Origin of the sequence: Niabella beijingensis, assembly GCF_020034665.1 — a bacterium.
Classification (GTDB): domain Bacteria; phylum Bacteroidota; class Bacteroidia; order Chitinophagales; family Chitinophagaceae; genus Niabella; species Niabella beijingensis.
The window spans coordinates 2,475,489-2,496,151 of sequence record NZ_JAIQDI010000001.1 but is presented as its reverse complement, the minus strand read 5'-3'; the positions used below and the strand labels follow the sequence as shown (position 1 = coordinate 2,496,151).

Below are 20,663 nucleotides of genomic sequence, written 5' to 3'. Positions count from 1 at the left end.
ACATAGAGTTGAATTCGGATTTGATTGTAGTTGTTGAATTGTTTGCCTGGAGCGGTATAAGTTATTTTAGGTGAAAGATGTTTGATATCGCGGATTTCAGTGGGTTCTGTGTAATAGATATTAAAAGAAGTGTTCCACGTGGAACAGCTGATTGTTTGTAGCACTTTAAATTTCTTCTTTTAAATATTGAATTATTGGTGTTACTCAACCTTTGTGTATTTATTTGATCTGTTGTCCCCGCCTAGTATTTTATTGTTCCACGTGGAACAATAAAATTCCAGCGCATTCCTACTGATCGTTGTTAAAGGTATCCGGAATAAGGCTTATAAAAAGGAATGGTGTAATTTTGCACCCATGTTTCCAGAGTATGATGTAATTGTTGTTGGGGCAGGGCATGCCGGTTGTGAGGCTGCCGCTGCCGCCGCCAATATGGGATCAAAAACCCTGTTGGTAACTATGAATATGCAGACCATTGCACAAATGAGCTGTAATCCTGCAATGGGTGGGATCGCAAAAGGACAGATCGTTCGTGAAATTGATGCATTAGGCGGTTATTCGGGTATTGTTACGGATTTATCCATGATCCAGTTCCGGATGCTTAACCGTTCTAAGGGCCCGGCAATGTGGAGCCCCCGTGCGCAGAGCGACCGCATGTTATTTGCTGCAAAATGGCGGGAACTATTGGAGCAAACACCCAATCTTGACTTTTACCAGGATATGGTAAAAGGATTGTTGGTAAAAGATGGGAGGGCGGCAGGAGTGATCACGGGCCTGGGACATGAAATAAAGGCGAAAGCTGTAGTACTAACCAATGGAACTTTTCTGAATGGTATTATACATATCGGTGAAAAACAGTTTGGTGGTGGGCGCGTGGCAGAAAAAGCTGCAAGCGGGATCACTGAACAGCTGGTAAGCCTGGGGTTTGAAAGCGACCGGTTAAAAACAGGAACACCTCCGAGAGTTGACGGAAGAAGCCTGGACTATTCCAAAATGGAAGTACAGGATGGGGATGATGCGATCGTTGGTTTTTCCTTTACGGATACTCCCAAGATCGACCCGGAAAAACAACGCTGCTGCTGGATCACCTATACTGATCAGAAAGTACATGATATGCTGAAGACAGGATTTGATCGAAGTCCGATGTATGCCGGAAGGATCGACGGGGTGGGTCCCCGGTATTGTCCGAGTATTGAAGACAAGATTAATCGTTTTGCGGACAAGGAACGGCACCAGCTTTTTGTAGAACCGGAAGGATGGAATACCGTGGAGATCTATGTTAACGGGTTCTCTACTTCTTTACCGGAAGATGTGCAGTACGCTGCATTACGGATGGTGCCAGGATTTGAAAATGTCCGGTTTTTCCGGCCCGGGTATGCGATTGAGTACGACTATTTCCCCCCAACGCAGCTTAAAAACACATTAGAAACAAAAATAATAAGTAATCTGTATTTTGCGGGTCAGATCAATGGAACCACGGGTTATGAAGAGGCCGCCTGTCAGGGAATCATGGCAGGTATCAACGCACACCTGGGAACAAAGGAAGCCGATCCGTTCACATTAAAGCGGAGTGATGCCTATATCGGGGTGCTTATTGATGACCTGATCAATAAAGGTACCGAGGAACCGTATCGGATGTTTACCTCCAGGGCAGAGTATCGTACCCTGCTTCGCCAGGACAATGCGGATATACGACTGACGCCGATCAGCCATCAATTAGGACTGGCGTCTTCAGAAAGAATGGATAATGTCCGGCAAAAAATGGATAATGTTGCCAATATCAGATCATTTTTGAAAGATATAGCCTTAAGACCCGAAGAAATCAACGGTTATCTTACCTCATTGAATTCTTCTCCTGTTACAGAAAGGCAAAAGGCGGAAAAGATATTATTACGCCCGGATGTGGAGCTGGAACACCTGATCGATGCCATACCTTTTCTCAAAGAACAGGTAAAAAATTATACAAAGGAAGAGCTGGAGCAGGCATCCATCCTTACCAAGTATGAAACCTATATTGAAAAAGAAAAGGAGCTGGTGAACCGGATGAGTGAGATGGAGCATCTTTCCATCCCTCCGGGATTCGATTATTCCCGCCTTAATTCCCTGGGAAATGAAGCAAAGGAAAAACTAAACCGTATCCGGCCACAAACCCTGGGCCAGGCCAGCAGGATCTCCGGCATCAAGCCGAGTGATATACAGATCCTGATGGTGTATATGGGCCGGTGATCAGCTGATCTTTCTGCTCGTTTTTTTGTTATTAAAAATTCATTCCGGATCAACAGATCATTTATGCTAGTAAGAACTGTCGCGTTTTTAACTGTAATACTCCTTGGGTGTGCCGGGAACAGCATTGCTCAGAATCAAAACAGTGAACACCTTTCCGGTTTTTTTACAGCTACCGGAACGTATAAATTTTCCCCCAAATGGATGGCCTACCTGGAACTGCAGGCCCGGTCCATAGAAAAATTCCGTACAATTGACTATTATGAAATAAAGGGAGGAACCGGCTACAATTTCAATGAAACAAACCAGGCCTTTGTTGGTCTGGGCCGTTATACAACCTATAAAGAAAAAGGACTTAACCAGGAAGAATTCCGGTTATGGCTGCAATATACGTTCAGTCATTATATATCAAAACTTGACCTGGACCACCGGGTGCGGGCTGAACAGCGCTTTTTTCATTTTCCGAAAACGGATGAGAACACAACCGATCAGCGGTACCGGTACCGGTTGAGTGCCACACTTCCATTAAACAAAAAAAAGGTGACGGCACAAACCGTCTTTCTCAATGCGTTTAACGAGATCTTTCTTGGTCCCAAAGCCAATGCCTTTAAACGAAACCGGGTTTATGCAGGCGCCGGCTATCAGTTTAATCAGAATGTTGGAATAACCACCGGTTATCTCTGGCAACGGGAGCTTTCCCCTGAAGGCAACAGGAGCCTGCATTTTATCCACATGTCTGTGAATGTGGTGATAGACCGCTGGGCGGATAAAGATAAACGGATCTTTATACCCGTTGCCGATTAGCAGGCCCCAAAAAATACGAAAACATTCGTTGTTTTGGATTGTTCATTTTGAGCAAACCGGCGGAAAATGCTGCAGGATTCTTCGACGCCTGTATTTTCACCGCTTTCTTTCGTAAAACAATAAGCCCAGGATTTAGAAATTCTGCTTTTCGGCATAAAAGTTTTTGGAAAGAAAAATTAAATTTTTATGTTTGTAAAAATATACCAGTCCAGACCAGACTAATTTTATTTTGATTTAACGATTGATCTGATGAAAATAAATGCTGAACGTTTGCTGTTTTTCACCCCTTGTCTTCCAAAGGAAGGGACCCTTTTTTACTGCAGGGATAAGCGATCTGTTTTAGCCGGGTCTGTCAAATTTTAAACCCTTAACAACAAGCATATGTACAAAGTGATTTTATCTGTATGGTTACTTATCCTGGCAGCTGCTTCAGGTGCACAGCAGCTTCCGGAATTGAAGACTGTCCTCGATTCCCAGAAAGGTCAGGCGGTGATCGATATTCCGAAAGGAAGATACCTGCTTAATAATGCGCAATATGGTGCTTATCAGTTCACAGATCTGGTGAATGTGGAGATCAGGGGAAATGGTTCGGAGATCGTCTGCAATTCCCAGGAGCTGGCATTCCGGTTCTTTAATTGTACAGGTATAAAGATCTCCGGTTTTTCCGTGGATTATGATCCGCTTTGTTTTACCCAGGGAAGTATCGTGGCCATGGACAGCACCAGGACCTGGTTTGAAGTGGAGATCGATCCGGGCTACCCGGTGGATCATGTACGTAACGACCGGGTTCAGTTTTATGATCCCGTTACGAGGGAGTTGAAGCGGAACAGCATTACGACCGGTGCCGGCCATTATACTTCTTTTGATAAGGTTGCCACTAACCGGTTCCGGCTGGTAAAAAATGCGGCCTGGGTGGCCAATGAAAAGATCGGCGACCTGGTGGTGCTGGATGTGGTATCCTCCAAAACCAATCCTGCTGCGCATGCCATCCAACTGGAGCAGTGTACGCGGGCCACAGTGGAAGATGTAACGGTTTACGGATCCAACAGCTTTTCTTTTTTTGAAAGGAACTGCAGTGAAACCCATTACAACCGTTGTAAGGTCGACCGCGGACCGGTGCAGCCGGGTATGGCTCCGCGCTTGCGTTCCAGCAATGCAGATGGCATTCACAGCAGCCTGGCGGGCAAAGGCCCGCTGGTGGAGAACTGCGAGGTAAAGCACAGCGGTGATGACTGTATCATTGTTTGCGGGCGCTCTTTTCCCTTATGCCGGATCGATACGGCAGCCAGGGCGATCTATGTACTGAGTCGTGAAGGCAACCCGGTTTTTAATACCGGTGATACGCTGCAGCATGTATTATACAGCGCTGTAAAAAGCGGGAAAGTAAGAATTGTAAGTGCGGCTGCTTTTGTTCCCGGCGCGGCAGAACAGGATGCGGTTATCAGTAAGTATCCCAATCTTTTATTTAAAACAAGCTATACGAAGGGCGTGCGCATTGTGCTGGAAACATTGCCGGACAGTATAGCCGTGGGTGATATTGTTTACAACGACAATCATACAGGAAAAGGTTTTGTGATCCGAAACAATAAAGTGGGGCATAACCGGTCGAGAGGCATTTTGATCAAGAGCAGTAACGGTGCGGTTTACAGTAATGAGATCACCGGCACCGCGATGAATGCGATCCTGGTGGCGCCGGAACTGCACTGGATGGGAGGCGGCTTTGCGGATAATGTAACCATCAGCAACAATACCATTTCTGAATGTATGTTTGAGAAGACCAATAAGGGAATGCCACCAGGCGTACTCTCTGTTTTTTGTGCCAACGGGCAACTGCAGGTACCACCGGCCGGCGCATTCGGCAATATCGGGATCTATGGCAACAAGATCAGTAAATCGCCGCTGCCGGGCCTTGTGTTCACCTCCGTTCGGAGCCTGTCGCAACAGAATAATGAAGTGACGGAAGACCCGGGTAATACAAGGGAGCACGGAAAGAATTTCGGTGCTATATTTGACGGACCTGTATGGGAAAAGAACAACAGTTATTAAAGTGATTTTCTTTTGATCAGTTTTGTGGGATTGCGTTTCAATACTGTTTGATCACCAAGGATCGCTTCCGCAACGGACCGGCCCATGGCTTCAAAATCTGTGGATATTACGGTGATGCCTCCCTCCAGTATTTCTTTTACATCAGTATCATTGTAAGAGATCAGTCCTACATCTTTACCAAGGGCCAGCTTCTTTTTACGGGCCAGCTTTATCAATGCCACATCATCTGTATTATAGCGGCTGAAGGTTACATAAGCATTGCCTTTCTGGAAATTTTTTTCGTCGATCTCTGATTGGATCAGGTATGGAAATTTGGTCTCGGTACAATAGCGTAAAAACCCGTCAATCACCAGGCGTGCATGAATGGCTTCAGGATGTGCTACAAGAATGAGCCGTTTGTATCTCGATAATTCATTTTTCAGTTCAAGAAGACTGTGATAGATATCGTATCCGAAGTCCTGGTAAATACTGCTGTAGTTGCCGGTTAATCCCTGTTCATGAAGATCAATGATGATTCTTTTTTTATCCGGAATCAGGTTCAGCATGGGGGCAACATCCTCTTTAAGAAAAGTAGCAATGACATAATGTGTATATTTTCCCAGGTTTTCCCGGATCAGTTTTTCAAATACCTGGTAGTTGTGGTGATGAAAATAAATGTCAATATCTGCACGCTCTTTTAAATGATCAAACAAACTCCGGTAAAGCTGCTCCCGCATAATATTCATTTTATCCAGCAGCAGAAATATCCGGAAATTATGATCAATCGCTTTTTTTCTTACAAAATAGCCTTTGCGGTATACCGATTCAATAATGCCTTTTTCAACCAGGTGATTCAATCCCTTCAGGAGGGTTTCCTTACTCATCCGGAGTTGCAACTGCAATTGTTTTAACGAGGGGATCTGATCCCCGATATGCAGGTGATCACTTTCAATAAGTGCGATAATGTATTCTGATAATTGCTCGTATTTCAGTTTGGCATGTAGTTCGTTCTTGACCCGTTTTGTTCCTGCATCCGCGGCTGCACTCATAGAAAATCTTTCCGGCAAAAGTAAGTAATAACCAAAACAAACCAAACCAGGATTGGACAAAAGGTATCATGCGAACCGGAAAGTATATATAAGAAGCTGATTTTATTACAAGTATAAAAAAGTCAGGATAAAAATTTGAGAAAAAGAAAAATAACCCTATGTTTGTTATATATACCAGTCCAGACCAGACTATAAAATACGAATATTGCATATGAAACGAAGTAAAATCTTGCCATTCCTGTTTGCCATTGGTTTTCCGCTGACTTGTTTGGCGCAGACCGTAAAAAATGTGGCCGGTACTGTTACGGATGAGAACGGAAATCCGCTGCAGAAAGCTACCGTCATCGTACAGGGAAAAACTGTTTCGGGTATAACAGATGCCAAAGGAAATTTTCACCTTTCAAACATCAGCGAGAAGGATGTACTGGTTATTTCGATGGTGGGGTATACCACCCAGACGGTTCCTGTTACAGGAGAGACCCAGTATAAGATCCGGTTATCACCCAACAACCAGGTACTGGATGATGTGGTGGTGATCGCATATGGAGAAGTAAAACGGAAGGATCTTACCGGTTCGGTAGGTTCCGTCAATATGAAGGATATGGAAAAAGCACCGGTGGTATCTTTTGAAGATGCCCTGGGCGGAAGGGTTGCCGGTGTGCAGGTAGGTTCCAATGACGGCCAGCCGGGAAGTATGAGTAATATAACCATCCGCGGAGGAAACTCCATTACGCAGTCAAACGCTCCATTGTATGTGGTAGATGGTTTCCCGCTCGAAAATCCCGACAACAATACGCTGAACCCGGATGATATCGAATCCATTGAAGTACTGAAGGATGCTTCTTCCACCGCGATCTATGGGGCACGGGGAGCGAACGGAGTGATCATCATTAAAACAAAACAGGGGAAAACCGGTCCGCCTGTCGTGTCTTATAACAACTGGCTGGGGATGCAATATCCGATAAAACAGATCCCCGTTATGAGTCCCTACGAATTCGTGAAATACCAGCTGGAGCTGAACCGGGCGACCGCCGAGAAGATCTACCTCCCGGATGGAAAGACCCTGGAATCTTACCGGGATGAACCCGGCGTTAACTGGCAGGATCATGTATTGCAGGACGCCTTTATGCAAAATCACAGTATTTCTTTAAGAGGCGGTACGGCTGCTACCAAATACTCCCTCAGTGGTTCGTACCTCGATCAGAAAGGAATTGTGATCAACGGCGGGTACAAACGCTACCAGGGACGTTTCCAGATCGAACAGCGGATCGGCAAAAACTTCAGGGCGGGGATCAATACAAATTATACCTATGCCGTTAAGAACGGGCAGATCGCCAATTTAACCAGCGACAACCTGAACAGTTCTTCTGCCGGCAACGCATCATCATACCTGCTTTACAGTACCTGGGGTTACCGGCCGGTGACCGGGACCGGGGTGAGCGACGATTTCCTCGATCAGCCCTTTGACGACGAGGTGGCCGGAAATACCGACCTGAGAGTGAACCCGGTGGTCAACTCCAACAATATGTATATGTATGCCATCAATAAATCATTTTTTACAAATGCCTTTCTCGAATACTCCTTCCTGAAGTATTTTAAATTCAGGGTAAATGGCGGTATGACGGAAACAGATCTCCGGTTCGAGCGGTTTAATAATTCAAAAACAGCAGCAGGGAACCCGCGTACCGTATACGGGGCTTCCTACGGGATCAATGGCTCTATCGATAACCAGCGCATCCGCAACCTGCTGAATGAAAACCTCATCACCTTCAACCGTTCGTTCAACAGCAAGCACCGTCTGGATGCGGTGGGCGGCTTCACCATGCAGCGTGCCAGCACAGAGGGGGACGGATTTGTATCCATCCTGCTGCCCAATGAAGTGCTGGGTATAAAAGGCCTGGATCAGGGAACCGTGCTTTCAAAAACAACATCCGGATCTTATTCCACATTGGTGTCTTTTCTGGGCCGCGTTAACTATACATTCAACTCCCGGTACCTGTTCACGGCATCCTTCCGGAGCGACGGATCATCCAAGTTTGCGCCCAAAAACCGGTGGGGTTATTTTCCTTCGGGGGCCTTTGCATGGAACCTGGGGAATGAAAAATTCCTGAAATCGGTTAAACAACTTTCTTCAGCAAAACTCCGCCTTTCCTACGGGGTAACGGGGAATAACCGGGTAACGGATTTCGCCTACCTGAGTGTGCTGGACCAGGAAGTATCTGCCAATACAGGCAATACCAGGAGCGGGTACTATTTTAACGGGACCTACCTTAAAGGAACCGTGCCGATTACCGTAGGGAATGAAAACCTCAAATGGGAACGTACCGCGAACCTGGACCTGGGGCTGGATGTGGGCTTGTTTGATGAGCGGATCAATTTGACCGCGGACTATTACTACAAAAGAACCTCCGATCTTTTATTGAACGCCTCCCTGCCAACCTCCACCGGCTATCTTACCGCCTTTAAAAACATCGGAGTGGTAGTAAATAAAGGGATCGAGTTCACTCTGAATACGACCAATATCAGCACAAAGGATTTCACCTGGACCTCCAACTTTAATATTGCGTTTAATGATAACCGGATAAAAGAACTGAACAGGGATGAGCCCAGTCTGATCACACGGGTCACCAACTGGAATGGCAATTTTAATAATTCGCTGCCCTATATCGCATTGCCCGGTTATCCGGTAGCACTGTTCTATGGATATGTTTTTGACGGACTGTACCAGCTGAGCGATTTCAATGCATTGCCCAATGGCGGATATGAGCTGAAGCCCGAAGTGCCGAATAACGGCGGCGCCCGATCCGCCATCAAGCCGGGGTTTATCAAATATAAGGACATAAACGGAGACGGTATTGTGGATGCCAATGATCAAACCATTATCGGCAATCCCAACCCCAAACATCTGGGTGGATTTTCAAACAATTTCCGTTACCGGCAGTTCGACCTTAATGTGTTTTTGCAATGGTCTTACGGGAATGATGTGCTGAATGCAAACCGTATTGTTTTTGAGGGAGCCGAAGCAAGGCGTGATCTGAACATGTACAAGACCTATGAGAACCGCTGGTCGCCCGATAATCAATCCAGCCTGTTGCCGGTGGCGGGAGGCTACGGGCCTAATGTGTATTCCAGCAGGAATATTGAGGACGGATCCTTCATGCGTTTAAAGACCGTTTCACTGGGCTATAATTTTTCGCCGGCCCTGATGAAAAGGTGGAAAATAGAAGCCGCCCGGCTGCACGTTTCCGCACAGAACCTTGTTACCTGGACCAGCTACTCCGGTCTGGATCCCGAGGTTTCGGTGCGGCATTCTGCGCTTACGCCGGGGTTCGACTGGAGCCCCTACCCCAGGGCGCGTACCATTACACTTGGTCTGAATGTAACTTTTTAACGATAAATGCTTTTGACAATGAAAAGGAGTTTTTATATATTTCTGGTTATAGCGCTGACCGCTACTGCCTGCAATAAGATCCTGGATACAACACCGCAGGATTTTATATCCCCCGTAAATTATTATAATACGGAAAGTGACCTGGAATCCGCGCTGGCCGGTGTATACGACCGCCTGGGGGATAACCGGGTCTATGGCCAGGGCATGGCCTGCTACCTGGTTTTTAGTGATGAGTTCTTTATGAAAAATCAGATCAACGGGATGAATGCCAATATTGTGGATGCCTCCACCCTGGAGGTCAACCGGCATTGGGAAGCGCTGTACACCGGTATCGAAAGAGCCAATATGCTGCTGGATAATATCGACAAGGCACAGCAGGCAAGCGAGGCCAAGCGCAATGAGGTAAAGGGGCAGGCCCTTTTTCTGAGAGCGTATTATTATTTTTTGCTGACCGATCATTATGGTCCGGTGCCTCTAAAACTGCATGCAACAAAAAATCCTGATGAAACACCATTATCAGGCAGCCCCGTGAAGGAAATTTATGAGCAGATCGTAAAAGACATGAAGGAAGCCGAGGGGCTGGTGAAATCTGTGTCTGACTACGGGTATAATACACGTATTACAAAAACCACGGTACAGGGAATGCTGACACGGGTTTATCTGACCATGGCCGGTTACCCATTGAGGGATGTGGCCAAATATGCAGATGCCAGAAGCTATGCCGACAAAGTAATGCAATCCGGGGTACATGGCCTGAACCCCGATTTCAAACAGATCTATATCAACCACGTAAAAGAGGCCTTTGATACAAAGGAAAACCTGTGGGAAGTGGAGTTTAAGGGAACCAGCCAGGGCGAGATACAGGAAGGCGGAACAATCGGAAGCTACAACGGCATTACCTGCGGTAATATTGATACGGGATACGGCTATGATTATGTACATGCCACTGCAAAGTTATATGACGCGTATGCTGAAGGGGATCAGCGAAGAGACTGGACGGTGGCGCCCTTCCGGTTTGTAACCACAGGAACAACAGTGGTAAGGACCAACTGGGCCGCAGACCAGATCTATGAAAGAAGCAACGGAAAGTGGAGAAGGGAATATGAATTAGTCCTTCCCCGGAACCAGAACATGACCGGCACCAACTGGCCATTATTACGGTATTCCGATATTTTACTGATGTTTGCAGAGGCCGATAACTATTTAAACAGCGGACCTTCTGCAGCAGCCTACGAAGCGCTCAATATGGTACGGCGAAGGGGATACGGTAAAGATGCACATACACCGGACGTGCAGGCCGATGCCCCTGCGGGCTTGTCGCAACAGGACTTCCAGGAGCTGATCATGAATGAGCGGCTGCGCGAGTTTGCATTTGAGGGGATCCGGAAACACGACCTTATCCGCTGGGGGGTGTACGTATCCGTAATGCAGGCCCAGGCCAGCGAATACCAGGCACGCATGCCGGCCGCCTTAAAAGACCCCGCTATTGCACAGGCACAGCGGATAACAGAGCGGGCCGTGGTATTCCCGATTCCAAATAGTGAAATGGCGGTGAACCCCAATATCAAACAAAACCCAGGATGGTAAAATCAAAACGCATGTGTATGAAAAAAAGATATGTCCCTTTACTATTATTTGTCCTTTTTGCTTCCTGTAAAAAAAGGTACGAACTGGAATCACTCGATAGCTTTACAGTTACTGCTGATAAAACTTCGTATAGAGCGGGAGATACGATACGGTTCACCTTTACCGGTCATCCTGATAATGTTGTTTACTGGTCCGGCGAACACGGGCATGTTTATGAATACCGTAACCGGACATTTGCAGAAGGCAATAAGATCCAGCTGAATTTCAAAAGCTTTTCCCAGTATGGCATTGCAGATCCAAGCACTTTAAAACTGCTGGTATCAACCGACTTCAGCGGGGTCTATGATTCCGCCAGCATCCGTTCCGCAACCTGGGAAGACATTACCGGTAAAGCAGTGCTGTCAACCGGGGCAGACCAGACGCCTTCGGGCGATATTGACCTGAGTGAGTTTGCCGCCAGGAATAAAAAAATTTCCATCGCCTTCCGGTTTAAAACAGAGACAGTAAAAACAGAAGTGACACAGAACAGATGGGTGATCCGTTCATTCGATCTCAACAGCATAAATGAAGCCGGTGAAAACACCGTGCTGGCAAACATGGCCACAGCTGGATGGACCGCTTTTAATTTTAGCGGCGCATCCTCCGCATGGACCGTTTCGTCGGTACAGCTTTTGTCCGGAAGGAATTTTGTGGATCTTGATGATGACTGGGCAGTTACCAAACAGTTCAACCCCAACAGCGTAATGCCCGATCAGGGACAACCCATAAAAAACATCTCGCAAAAACTAAACGATTATGTTGCGGTTTACAATAACCCGGGTACTTATAAGGTGGTGTTTGTAGCCAATAACTCCAACGTAAAGGATCAGCAGTCTGTAGTAAAAGAAATCACCCTGAACATTACGGCGCCAGAAGGGGAATAAATAATGGAATCATGAAGCATCGATTTTTATACCTGTTTTTTTTGTTACTGCTTTCCGGTGCGGTTACGGAGATCTGCGGCCAGCAGGCACCTTACCGCTTAAAGAACGGCCGGTTAGGCCTGGAATGGCAAAAGACAGGAGACGGTTTTATGCTGAAAAAGCTGGAGGTATACAAAGAAAATAAATGGGTCCGCCTGCCCGGTGTACTGGGGCAGTATACATTGCTGTATGCCGCCGATCAGCCGGGTACAGCAGCCGGTAACCTGACGGATGCCGCCGGAAAAACGATCACATTCCCGGAACCGGAGTACCGGTACGTTATCCCGAAATGGAAGGAAGCAACTTCTGCTGTTTCACTGAACCGGGAAGGCACGGCAACCGTTTTTTATCCGTCGTTCTGTGCGATCACGCAGCAGGGCCTGGTTTTCCGCCAGCAGGGCGGTCCTGCAGATCTGAAAGCCACCTGGGAACTGGATCCGGCAAATGAGAACGATATTAAAGTGACCCTGCAGCTGGTGGCACATAAGGCCGGGTACTATTCTATTGCAAGCCCTGCGCTGTTTACAGGAGACAAAGACCGGTTCAGCTGGGCGATCATTCCGGGCATTTTCCAGGGGAACCGGATCAACAACAATTTTGTGGATGCCTATGCTTATGGTCATGGTGTTCCGGCCCTGCCGGTTGTGGCGCGTGAAAGGACCGCGGCTGCGCTTACATCGATCTTAACAACAAAGGAAGGCGTTACCCTGTCGGTTACTGCCGCCCCCGGAACCGGCCGTGATCCCTGGGCCGGCAATAAACTTACGCAATCCGACTGGTTGCTGGGATTATCGATGATCAACCGGCAGGGACAACTGACGCCCACTTTGTACCACCCGGTGCTGGGTCAGAAAAAATCCTTTCTGAACCCCGGTGATACGGTCACCTTTGAATTCCGGTATACCGTTACGACCGGCGACTGGTACCAGACATACCAGCATGTGGTAAATGATATCTACCGGTTTGATACGTTCCTTCAGTTGAAAAAGAGCCAGGAGCCGCTCTCAGACCGGATTTCAAAGCTCTTTCATTATGTAAGGAGCGACAGTACCTCCCGCTGGCGGGTATTTGATTACAAAGGAATGCATATCGGTGCACAGGAATACCTGGGCGGTGTTTATGAATCGGAGAAAGATGCGGTTAAAAATGCAGACTATGGGGCGATGTGGATGCTGGCGCATCTTACCCGCGATCCGGTATTACTGCAAAAACGCCTGCCGGAGGCACTGAATTTTAAACTTGCACAACAACATACAGCCCCCGGTTTTTTCAAAGGCGCTGCAGCGGGTCAGTATTATTTGTACAAATCCCGGCGCTTCACAGAAGAATGGGGACCTTATACAGAGCCGATAGGAACCACTTATTATTTAATGCTGGATATCGGAAATATACTTTTATTTGAACCGGATCAGCCGGCGCTGAAAAAAGAATTGCGGCAGGCCGCCGACTGGCTGCTGGAAAAGATGCATCCGGAGGGCTTTTGGGAAGTGGCTTATGATAATGCCTCCCACCGGCCGTTGTTCGAAGATCTTAAAGACTACCGCCCTACATTCTATGGATTGCTGGTGGCCTACAAATTGCTGGGCGATAAAAAATTTCTGCATGCTGCCATAAAAGCCGCCGACTGGTTTATAAAGAACAGTGTGGAGCAGGGCTTTTTCCTCGGCGTATGTGGTGATACGCGCTTTGCGCCGGATTTTGCTACGGGACAGAGTGCCCAGGCATTGCTGGATCTGTACGAGATCACAAAAACATCCCGTTACCGGCAAGCCGCCATCCAGGTGGCGGAACTGTACACCACCTCCGTGTACTCCCATCCCATACCATCAACAGATAAAAAGCAGGTGGAGCAGCGAAGCCTTGAAGACTGGCAGATCAGCCAGGTCGGGCTCAGTTTCGAACACGGCGGAATTATCGGTTCTGCCAATGGCCATGGTCCTATTTTACTGGCCAGTCATGCGGGCCTGTTTGTGCGGATGTTCCAGCTTACAAAGGATTCCCTATTCCTGAAAATGGCGCGTACTGCGGCTTTGGGCCGGGAAGCATTTGTAGATGCCCCAACGGGAGTAGCGTCTTATTACTGGACAGCAATGAATAAAGGGGCCGGCCCTTACCCGCATCACGCCTGGTGGCAGGTCGGGTGGATCACGGATTATTTAATGGCAGAGCTTTCATTGCGCTCAAACGGGCAGATCTCCTTTCCTGCCGGTTTCCTGGCTCCTAAAGTAGGACCGCATAAAACCTATGGATTCAGTTCGGGAAAAATATATGGTAATGAAGCGGAGCTGGTGATGACCGATCAGCTGGTAACACTGAACAACCCCAACATCGATTATTTATGTGCAATCGATCGGCGCACAAAGAAAGTCTATCTTTTTCTTTTAAATAACGATGACGAAACACAGACCACAGATCTGAACCTGAGTCAGAATGCAACAGTAGGCGGCATAAGGATCACGCCAGGGAATGCAGAATTGCTGTCGGAAGGAAAGCGTCTTCCTGCTGCATTAAAGAATGCGATAAGCATTGCACCCTACGGGCTCCGGGTATATCGTTTTGATTACCGCTAAAGAGGCGGTTAAAAAAAAATTATGATCAGTCTTCAATTGAATCTATTAAGCAACGTCCTGCTGGCGATTGCCACCATTGCCGGAAGCGCCTGCAATAAGGTACAGGAACGGTTGACGGAAACGGACAGGAGGGCTTCCGGCAGCGGACCGGTAGTGCAGCCTTTGGCGACAATCGATACGCCTGTAGTAAACAGTAGCGCCTACCAGGTATATATAAATGATACACTGGTGCCGGTATTAAAGGAAACCTGTTATGACCTGTATCAGAATGGCGGGAAAAGAGTGGTGCACACTGCCCGTTATACCTACCGGCCCGGCGCGCAGATCAAAATTGTTTGTGCAACACCTTTTACCGAATACAAGCTGTCGCCGGTGCGGCTGAGCCTGCAACCGGTGAAAACAGGAAATACCCTCACTTTTACGGCTCCGGATTATTATAATTATGCCCTGGATATCCCCGGAAGGGAACCGCTGTTCCTCTTCGGAGCCCCGGATCTGAGTGCGTATAAAACGGGAGCCGTTGTATTCGACAGCGGGCTGCATAATGCGGAGAACGGCGAATTCCGCCTCCAGTCCAATACCACTTATTATCTCGAAGAAGGGGCTGTACTTAATGGAAAGATCCTTATTGAGAATGCGACCAATGTGAAACTGATCGGCAGAGGGCTGATCGATGACCGGCGGAGCCCGGTGGCGGGGAATTTTATAAAAGTGTATAAAAGCAGTAATATAGAGCTGAAAGGTTTTGGGGTGCGCCACGCTGCTTTGGGATGGCAGGTGGATATGGTGAATTCGTCGGACGTCGATGTGTCGTACCTGAACCTGCTCAGCTTCGGACAGAATAACGATGGGCTGGACCTTGGGTCCGGATGTGCCCGTGTGAACTTCAGTCAGTGCTTCATTGGTTCGGGTGATGATGGTTTTGGGTGGCATGCAATCAATGCAGCAAAAGACGGGGAAGAACCCCTGACCGATTGCCATGCGCAAAACTGTATGATCTGGAAAAGCCAGGTAGGAGTGGGCATCCGCATTGGGTCTTCCCTGGAAACAGGCGAGGTAAAAAACCTCAGTTTTAAAAATATAGATCTTGCAAAGATGACCTGGGGCGGTTATGCGGTGGCCATTCCTCATTCCGACTGGGCGGCAGTCAGTAATATTGCCTTTGACAGCATTTATGATGAAACGCCCAATAACACAAAATTTGTGTTGGCCTATATAAAACAAACATCCAACTCCAACCCGGTATATCGCCCGGGTACGATCACAGATATCCGGTTTACCAATTGTATCAGCAGCGGAACAGAAACCGTGCTGGAAGGATACGATGCCACACACCGGATCACCAATATAATATTTGAAAATATAAAACTGGCAGGCCGCAGCATGTTGCAGTCGGACGTAACCGCAAATGCATTTACAGAAAATATTGTGGTTACCGGAAATTAATAACTGTATGAAAAAGGTTCTAGGGCAAATAATGTTTCTGTGGCTTTTGTTAACGGTATCTTACAATACACCGGCACAAACAACAGCGGAAAAAGATAAAATAGCGGCTTCGCAGGCGGGCGCCTCACCGCTTTATTTTAAAGCCACTGCTGCAGATATACCGCTGATTGAGCCCGGCAAATTTTATAATGAAGCCGAATGTTCGCAGCGCGGAGGACTGCCCGGTTTTTTTGATAAGATCCGGCAGGGAAAAGAAATCGTAATGGCCTTTATCGGGGGCAGCATTACCCAGGCCAATCTTTGCTACCGGTTACAAACGGCCCGGTACCTGGAGCAGTTATACCCGTCTGCCCGGTTTAAGTGGATCAATGCAGGTGTTTCCGGCACCGGAACAGACCTGGGTGCGTTCCGGATCAGAGAACAGGTATTACAACATAAACCGGACCTGGTCTTTATTGAATTTGCCGTAAACGGGGCATATCCGGATGCCATGGAAGGGATGATCCGGCAGATCCTAAAAACGGATCCGTCCACAGACGTCTGCCTGTTGTACACCATACAAAATGGACAAGCGGCATTCTATCAAAAAAATGAAATACCACCCAATATTAAAGGACTGGAACGCGTTGCGGAATATTATGGATTGCCTTCCGTTCATCTGGGGATGGAAGCTGCCCGCCTGGAAGCCGCCGGAAAACTGATCTGGAAGGGAGGCCCGCAGGCGGTTCCGGATAAGATCTTATTTTCAGAAGACGGTATTCATCCGGTTACGGCGGGGGGCAACCTGTATGCAGCGGCCATTGCAAGGGCATTTCAAAAAATGAAAACACACGCACCGGCAAAAAAGAAAGGGCTCCCGGCACCTGTTATTACTGCAACCTGGGATGACGCCACTATGATAGATCCGGCAATTGCGGCTGTTTCAAATAATGGCTGGTCGCGGCATGCAACAGAACCGGATCCCGCGCTGAAAAAATTCAGTCCCTGGTTTGAGACGGTGTTTACGGCAGATAAACCGGGAGCTGCGTTTCGTTTTCGCTTTAATGGAGACCTGTTCGGCATCTTTGATATTGGCGGCCCGGAAGTGGGGCAACTGGAGTTTATGGTGGATGGCAAACCGGATGGCAAACCGGTAAAGCTCAGCAGGGAAAAACAGGGCAGTTTTATTTATTACCAGGCAAACGATAGGGCATCGAACAACGTGCTGAACCGCTTCAATGCCTATTGCAATAACCGCTACCGGGGACAGTTTGATGTGGTGAAGCTGGAGCCCGGTGTGCATGATGTAACGGTGACCGTTTCTTCAAAGAAAGCAGATAAGCTACAGATCCTTCCGGAAGATAAACGGGAGGATATTCAACAGCATCCGGAGAAATACGACCGGTCGGTCATTTACCTGGGACGGATCTTAATAAGGGGAAAAGTGATCAGATAAAACAGGAGCAGATGAGCGTTCCCAATAACGGGTTCTTTCTAAAATTTTTTAACCTCTAAAATCGCTTCATATGATTAGATTTTTATTTGTTTTATTCAGCATTCAACTCCTTTCATCCTGGAGCTCCTGTAGTAAAAATGAAAATGCTGTGGCTAATGATCTTAAGCTGAAAACAGCATCTACATTGCTGACCGGTGACTGGAGTCTTACGTTGGGAGAACGCTCAACCCTGTCCCAGAGCGGGTTTCCGCCGGGCGACAGCGGCTATTATACGGATGGTGCTGTATCTGTATTAAAACTAGGCAACCAGTACTATGGCTTTTGGGGCCGGTACCGCAATTACAGAACCGTTGCCAGCTCCCCCTTGTTAGAGGATCATTTAAACCACCTGGATCCTGCAACGCCTGTATTCGGAGGCAACCAGCCCAATAACGGAACGTCCAACGGGTTTAATGACGGGGGCATGTGGTTTATTGGTGTGCGGCAATTAAATGATGGCCGGTTAGCGGGCTTTTTCCATGCCGAAACGCACTGGTATCCCCGGAACACACAGGGGTGGTATGCCTACAAATCTATTGGCGTAGCCTATTCAAGCGATAGTGGCAGATCCTGGGGGGCTCCTTACCAGATCCTGAAGCATGAGTTAAATAAGCCCGATACGCCCCGCTGGTCAGGATTGGGAGATGGCGCGGTTATTTATAATCATTTAAACAACAAATATTATTGTTTTTACACACCTGCTACCGGCGTCACTGCCCTCTGCATGGCTTCTGCAACAGATCCCAATGGCTATGTGGGTTCCTGGAAGAAGTGGTACAATAATGCATTTTCAGAACCGGGCCTGGGCGGTAAGCAAACAGCCATCGCACCGCTTAATACAAAACCAGGATCAAATCCTTCTGTTCACTGGAATACCTATCTGAACAAATTTGTGATGATCTGGCATGGATGGGATGGCAAATTATATATCTCCGCCAGTGCTGATTGTGAAGTCTGGGAAACCCCGAAGCTATTACTGGAAGATGGTCCCAAGGCCTGGTATCCGTCCATCATCGGGGCCAGCAGTGTTGAAGGCGGACAGGTGATCCGGTTATATTATGCCTATGATTTCAGACCGGATGGCAGAAGGACCCTGGCTTCCCGGACAATCACCTTTCAGCTATTATAAAAAGAACGAGTGACGCAAAGAAGTAACATATCAACCGGTCTGAAAAGTGGCAGCTTGTTATACGCCGCCGCTACGTTTCATGTGCGCCGTATTGCTTTGATCGCCCTACTGCAGCTGCTCCTGTTGCTTCCGGCACCCTTTACCGGGCAATGTAGTGCACAACCATTGGTGCTCAAAAGTCCTTCAGGAGCTGTATCTGTTCAGGTAATTAAAAATAACCAGGGGGCCTTTTATTCGGTATCAAAAAATGGACACACGCTGATACAACCATCCCTCCTGGGCCTGGATATTTCCGGAAAGCCGTTACTGGAAACCGCCTCCCCATTGGAGCTGGTTAAAACCGAAGATGTAAAAGAAGCCTTTCAGCTGCTCAAAAATAATAATGCGCAGCTCCGGATATCCTATAAAAAATACAAGGTCCGTATTGGGCAATCCCTGATCGAATTTGCCATTTTTGATAATGGCTGTGCATTCCGGTATCAGTTACCAAAAGGAAAAGTACATATTACCGGGGAGCAAACCCGTTTCACGTTGAACGGGGATGAGCGTGCCTGGTTTTTTGAACGCACCAACGACTGGAAGCTGAAATCCTATGCCGGGTTGTGGATGCAGACCCGGTCAGACAGCCTGGATAAAATTTCCCCCGGCGGTCCGGTGCAGGGCAAGCCGGTAGTGCTGCAATTAGCGGATAAAAGTTATCTCTTTATTACCGAAGCGGCTTTACAGGGTTATAGCGGCATGCGGTTAAGGGCAGAGCGGAATGCCCCTTCCGTAGATTTTACAGAGCAGGCAGAAGGGTTCGATGTACAGGGGCCATACCCGTCCTTTACGCCCTGGCGGGTGATTGGCCTTGCAAAAGATCTGAATGAACTGGTGAATCATTCAATGATAGAGTCCCTGAATCCGCCACCCGATCCCGGATTGTATAAGGAACCGGATTACATCAGACCGGGCAGGGCCGTATGGAGCTGGATCACCAGGGACGACCGGTACCTGGACCCCGGATTTGAAAAAGAACTGATCTCCGCTGCTGCGGAACTGGGATTTGAATATACCCTGATCGATGACGGGTGGGAACAAAAATGGATAAATAAATGGCCAGTTTTAAAAGAACTGATCGATTTTGGAAAAACAAAGAAGGTTGGCGTGTGGGTATGGAAGGATTCCAAATTTTTAAGGGACAGCAATTACAGGGATGCATTCCTGGATACCCTGCAGCAACTGGGTGTGGCGGGCATCAAGATCGATTTTATGAACAGCGAGGCGAAGGCGCTTATTGATTTTGAAACCGCATTTTTAAAGGCGGCTGCAAAAAGAAAACTAATGGTGAACTTTCACGGATGCCAGACCTCAACGGGTGAATACCGCACGTATCCGAATGAATTAACAAGAGAAGGAATCCGCGGCATGGAGCTGAACATTATGAATGAACCCTTGCCGGCAAGTCATAATGCCGCATTGCCCTTTACCCGGCTGATAACCGGGCCGGGAGATTATACCCCGGGACTGTTCTCAAAGAAGGGGCCGACCACCAACGCGCATCAGTTGGCATTATTGTACCTGATGGAATCGCCGCTTCAGTGCATTGCAGAAAATCCGCTCACACTTTTAAACAACCCTCGTTTTAAACCCCTACTTCCGCTGTTGCGGAAACTGCCGGTTACCTGGGATGAACGGGTGGTTTTACCCCAAAGCCGGATCGGGGAGCTGGCCATTATCGCTAAAAGAAACGGCCGCGACTGGTATGTAGTGGCGGTGAACGGGCAGGAAAAAGAAATTACACGAACGCTGGATCTGTCGTTTATCAGAAATCGTTCGGATTACAAAGGCACGCTTATCAACGATCAGGACAATGGTTTTTCGGCCAGGCCCGTACATGCGGAACAGCAGGGTAAAATAACCGTTACACTGCAACCTTCCGGCGGGATGGTGCTTTGCCTGGAAGCAAAACCAGGAATAAAAGAAGGGAGGAACTTAAAGAAGCACAAATGATGAAACGGACCCAC

General features: G+C 47.8%; 12 protein-coding genes. 11 read left to right on the top strand and 1 reads right to left on the bottom strand.

Annotation, left to right across the window (positions count from 1 at the left end; genetic code table 11):
• Window positions 1–354 precede the first annotated feature (354 nt).
• The 3 genes from mnmG to K7B07_RS10360 all read left to right on the top strand — a co-directional run bounded on the left by mnmG (window position 355) and on the right by K7B07_RS10360 (window position 5,070).
• On the top strand, window positions 355–2,223 hold the full coding sequence (mnmG, locus tag K7B07_RS10370; protein ID WP_223709420.1) for a tRNA uridine-5-carboxymethylaminomethyl(34) synthesis enzyme MnmG: 1,869 nt from the start codon (window positions 355–357) through the stop codon (window positions 2,221–2,223).
• 63 nt (window positions 2,224–2,286) lie between these two features.
• Window positions 2,287–3,024: a DUF2490 domain-containing protein gene (locus tag K7B07_RS10365; RefSeq protein WP_223709419.1), complete on the top strand. Its 738-nt coding sequence runs from the start codon at window positions 2,287–2,289 to the stop codon at window positions 3,022–3,024.
• 381 nt (window positions 3,025–3,405) lie between these two features.
• Window positions 3,406–5,070, top strand: a complete 1,665-nt coding sequence (locus tag K7B07_RS10360) for a hypothetical protein (protein ID WP_223709418.1) — start codon at window positions 3,406–3,408, stop codon at window positions 5,068–5,070.
• Here the strand turns inward: K7B07_RS10360 and K7B07_RS10355 are convergent.
• Entirely contained in the window at window positions 5,067–6,098 is a 1,032-nt protein-coding gene (locus tag K7B07_RS10355; protein WP_223709417.1) for a winged helix-turn-helix domain-containing protein, read from the bottom strand. The genes K7B07_RS10360 and K7B07_RS10355 overlap by 4 nt on opposite strands.
• Window positions 6,099–6,309: 211 nt before the next feature.
• On the opposite strand from K7B07_RS10355, the gene K7B07_RS10350 reads away from it, so the two are divergent.
• The 8 genes from K7B07_RS10350 to K7B07_RS10315 all read left to right on the top strand — a co-directional run bounded on the left by K7B07_RS10350 (window position 6,310) and on the right by K7B07_RS10315 (window position 20,649).
• Window positions 6,310–9,489: a SusC/RagA family TonB-linked outer membrane protein gene (locus K7B07_RS10350; protein ID WP_223709416.1), complete on the top strand. Its 3,180-nt coding sequence runs from the start codon at window positions 6,310–6,312 to the stop codon at window positions 9,487–9,489.
• A gap of 18 nt (window positions 9,490–9,507) precedes the next feature.
• Window positions 9,508–11,076, top strand: a complete 1,569-nt coding sequence (locus K7B07_RS10345; protein WP_223709415.1) for a RagB/SusD family nutrient uptake outer membrane protein — start codon at window positions 9,508–9,510, stop codon at window positions 11,074–11,076.
• Between the two features lie 17 nt (window positions 11,077–11,093).
• The gene (locus K7B07_RS10340; protein ID WP_223709414.1) at window positions 11,094–11,999 is read left to right on the top strand and encodes a DUF5017 domain-containing protein; all 906 of its coding nucleotides are present in this window, start codon (window positions 11,094–11,096) and stop codon (window positions 11,997–11,999) included.
• Between the two features lie 11 nt (window positions 12,000–12,010).
• The gene (locus K7B07_RS10335) at window positions 12,011–14,608 is read left to right on the top strand and encodes a glycoside hydrolase family protein (protein WP_223709413.1); all 2,598 of its coding nucleotides are present in this window, start codon (window positions 12,011–12,013) and stop codon (window positions 14,606–14,608) included.
• A gap of 21 nt (window positions 14,609–14,629) precedes the next feature.
• A complete protein-coding gene (locus K7B07_RS10330) occupies window positions 14,630–16,054 on the top strand; it encodes a glycoside hydrolase family protein (protein ID WP_223709411.1) in 1,425 nt (474 codons plus the stop codon).
• A gap of 7 nt (window positions 16,055–16,061) precedes the next feature.
• Entirely contained in the window at window positions 16,062–17,489 is a 1,428-nt protein-coding gene (locus K7B07_RS10325) for an SGNH/GDSL hydrolase family protein (RefSeq protein WP_223709410.1), read from the top strand.
• Window positions 17,490–17,559: 70 nt separating this feature from the next.
• Entirely contained in the window at window positions 17,560–18,657 is a 1,098-nt protein-coding gene (locus tag K7B07_RS10320) for a transposase (protein WP_223709408.1), read from the top strand.
• A 9-nt stretch (window positions 18,658–18,666) separates the two neighbouring features.
• A complete protein-coding gene (locus tag K7B07_RS10315) occupies window positions 18,667–20,649 on the top strand; it encodes a glycoside hydrolase family 97 protein (protein ID WP_223709406.1) in 1,983 nt (660 codons plus the stop codon).
• Window positions 20,650–20,663 lie beyond the last annotated feature (14 nt).

What these genes read in the sequence shown, in the direction of transcription:
- mnmG (WP_223709420.1), top strand. Translation starts at nt 355, where the DNA reads ATGTTTCCAGAGTATGATGTAATTGTTGTTGGGGCAGGGCATGCCGGT.
- K7B07_RS10365 (WP_223709419.1), top strand. Translation starts at nt 2,287, where the DNA reads ATGCTAGTAAGAACTGTCGCGTTTTTAACTGTAATACTCCTTGGGTGT.
- K7B07_RS10360 (WP_223709418.1), top strand. Translation starts at nt 3,406, where the DNA reads ATGTACAAAGTGATTTTATCTGTATGGTTACTTATCCTGGCAGCTGCT.
- K7B07_RS10355 (WP_223709417.1), bottom strand. Translation starts at nt 6,098, where the DNA reads ATGAGTGCAGCCGCGGATGCAGGAACAAAACGGGTCAAGAACGAACTA.
- K7B07_RS10350 (WP_223709416.1), top strand. Translation starts at nt 6,310, where the DNA reads ATGAAACGAAGTAAAATCTTGCCATTCCTGTTTGCCATTGGTTTTCCG.
- K7B07_RS10345 (WP_223709415.1), top strand. Translation starts at nt 9,508, where the DNA reads ATGAAAAGGAGTTTTTATATATTTCTGGTTATAGCGCTGACCGCTACT.
- K7B07_RS10340 (WP_223709414.1), top strand. Translation starts at nt 11,094, where the DNA reads ATGAAAAAAAGATATGTCCCTTTACTATTATTTGTCCTTTTTGCTTCC.
- K7B07_RS10335 (WP_223709413.1), top strand. Translation starts at nt 12,011, where the DNA reads ATGAAGCATCGATTTTTATACCTGTTTTTTTTGTTACTGCTTTCCGGT.
- K7B07_RS10330 (WP_223709411.1), top strand. Translation starts at nt 14,630, where the DNA reads ATGATCAGTCTTCAATTGAATCTATTAAGCAACGTCCTGCTGGCGATT.
- K7B07_RS10325 (WP_223709410.1), top strand. Translation starts at nt 16,062, where the DNA reads ATGAAAAAGGTTCTAGGGCAAATAATGTTTCTGTGGCTTTTGTTAACG.
- K7B07_RS10320 (WP_223709408.1), top strand. Translation starts at nt 17,560, where the DNA reads ATGATTAGATTTTTATTTGTTTTATTCAGCATTCAACTCCTTTCATCC.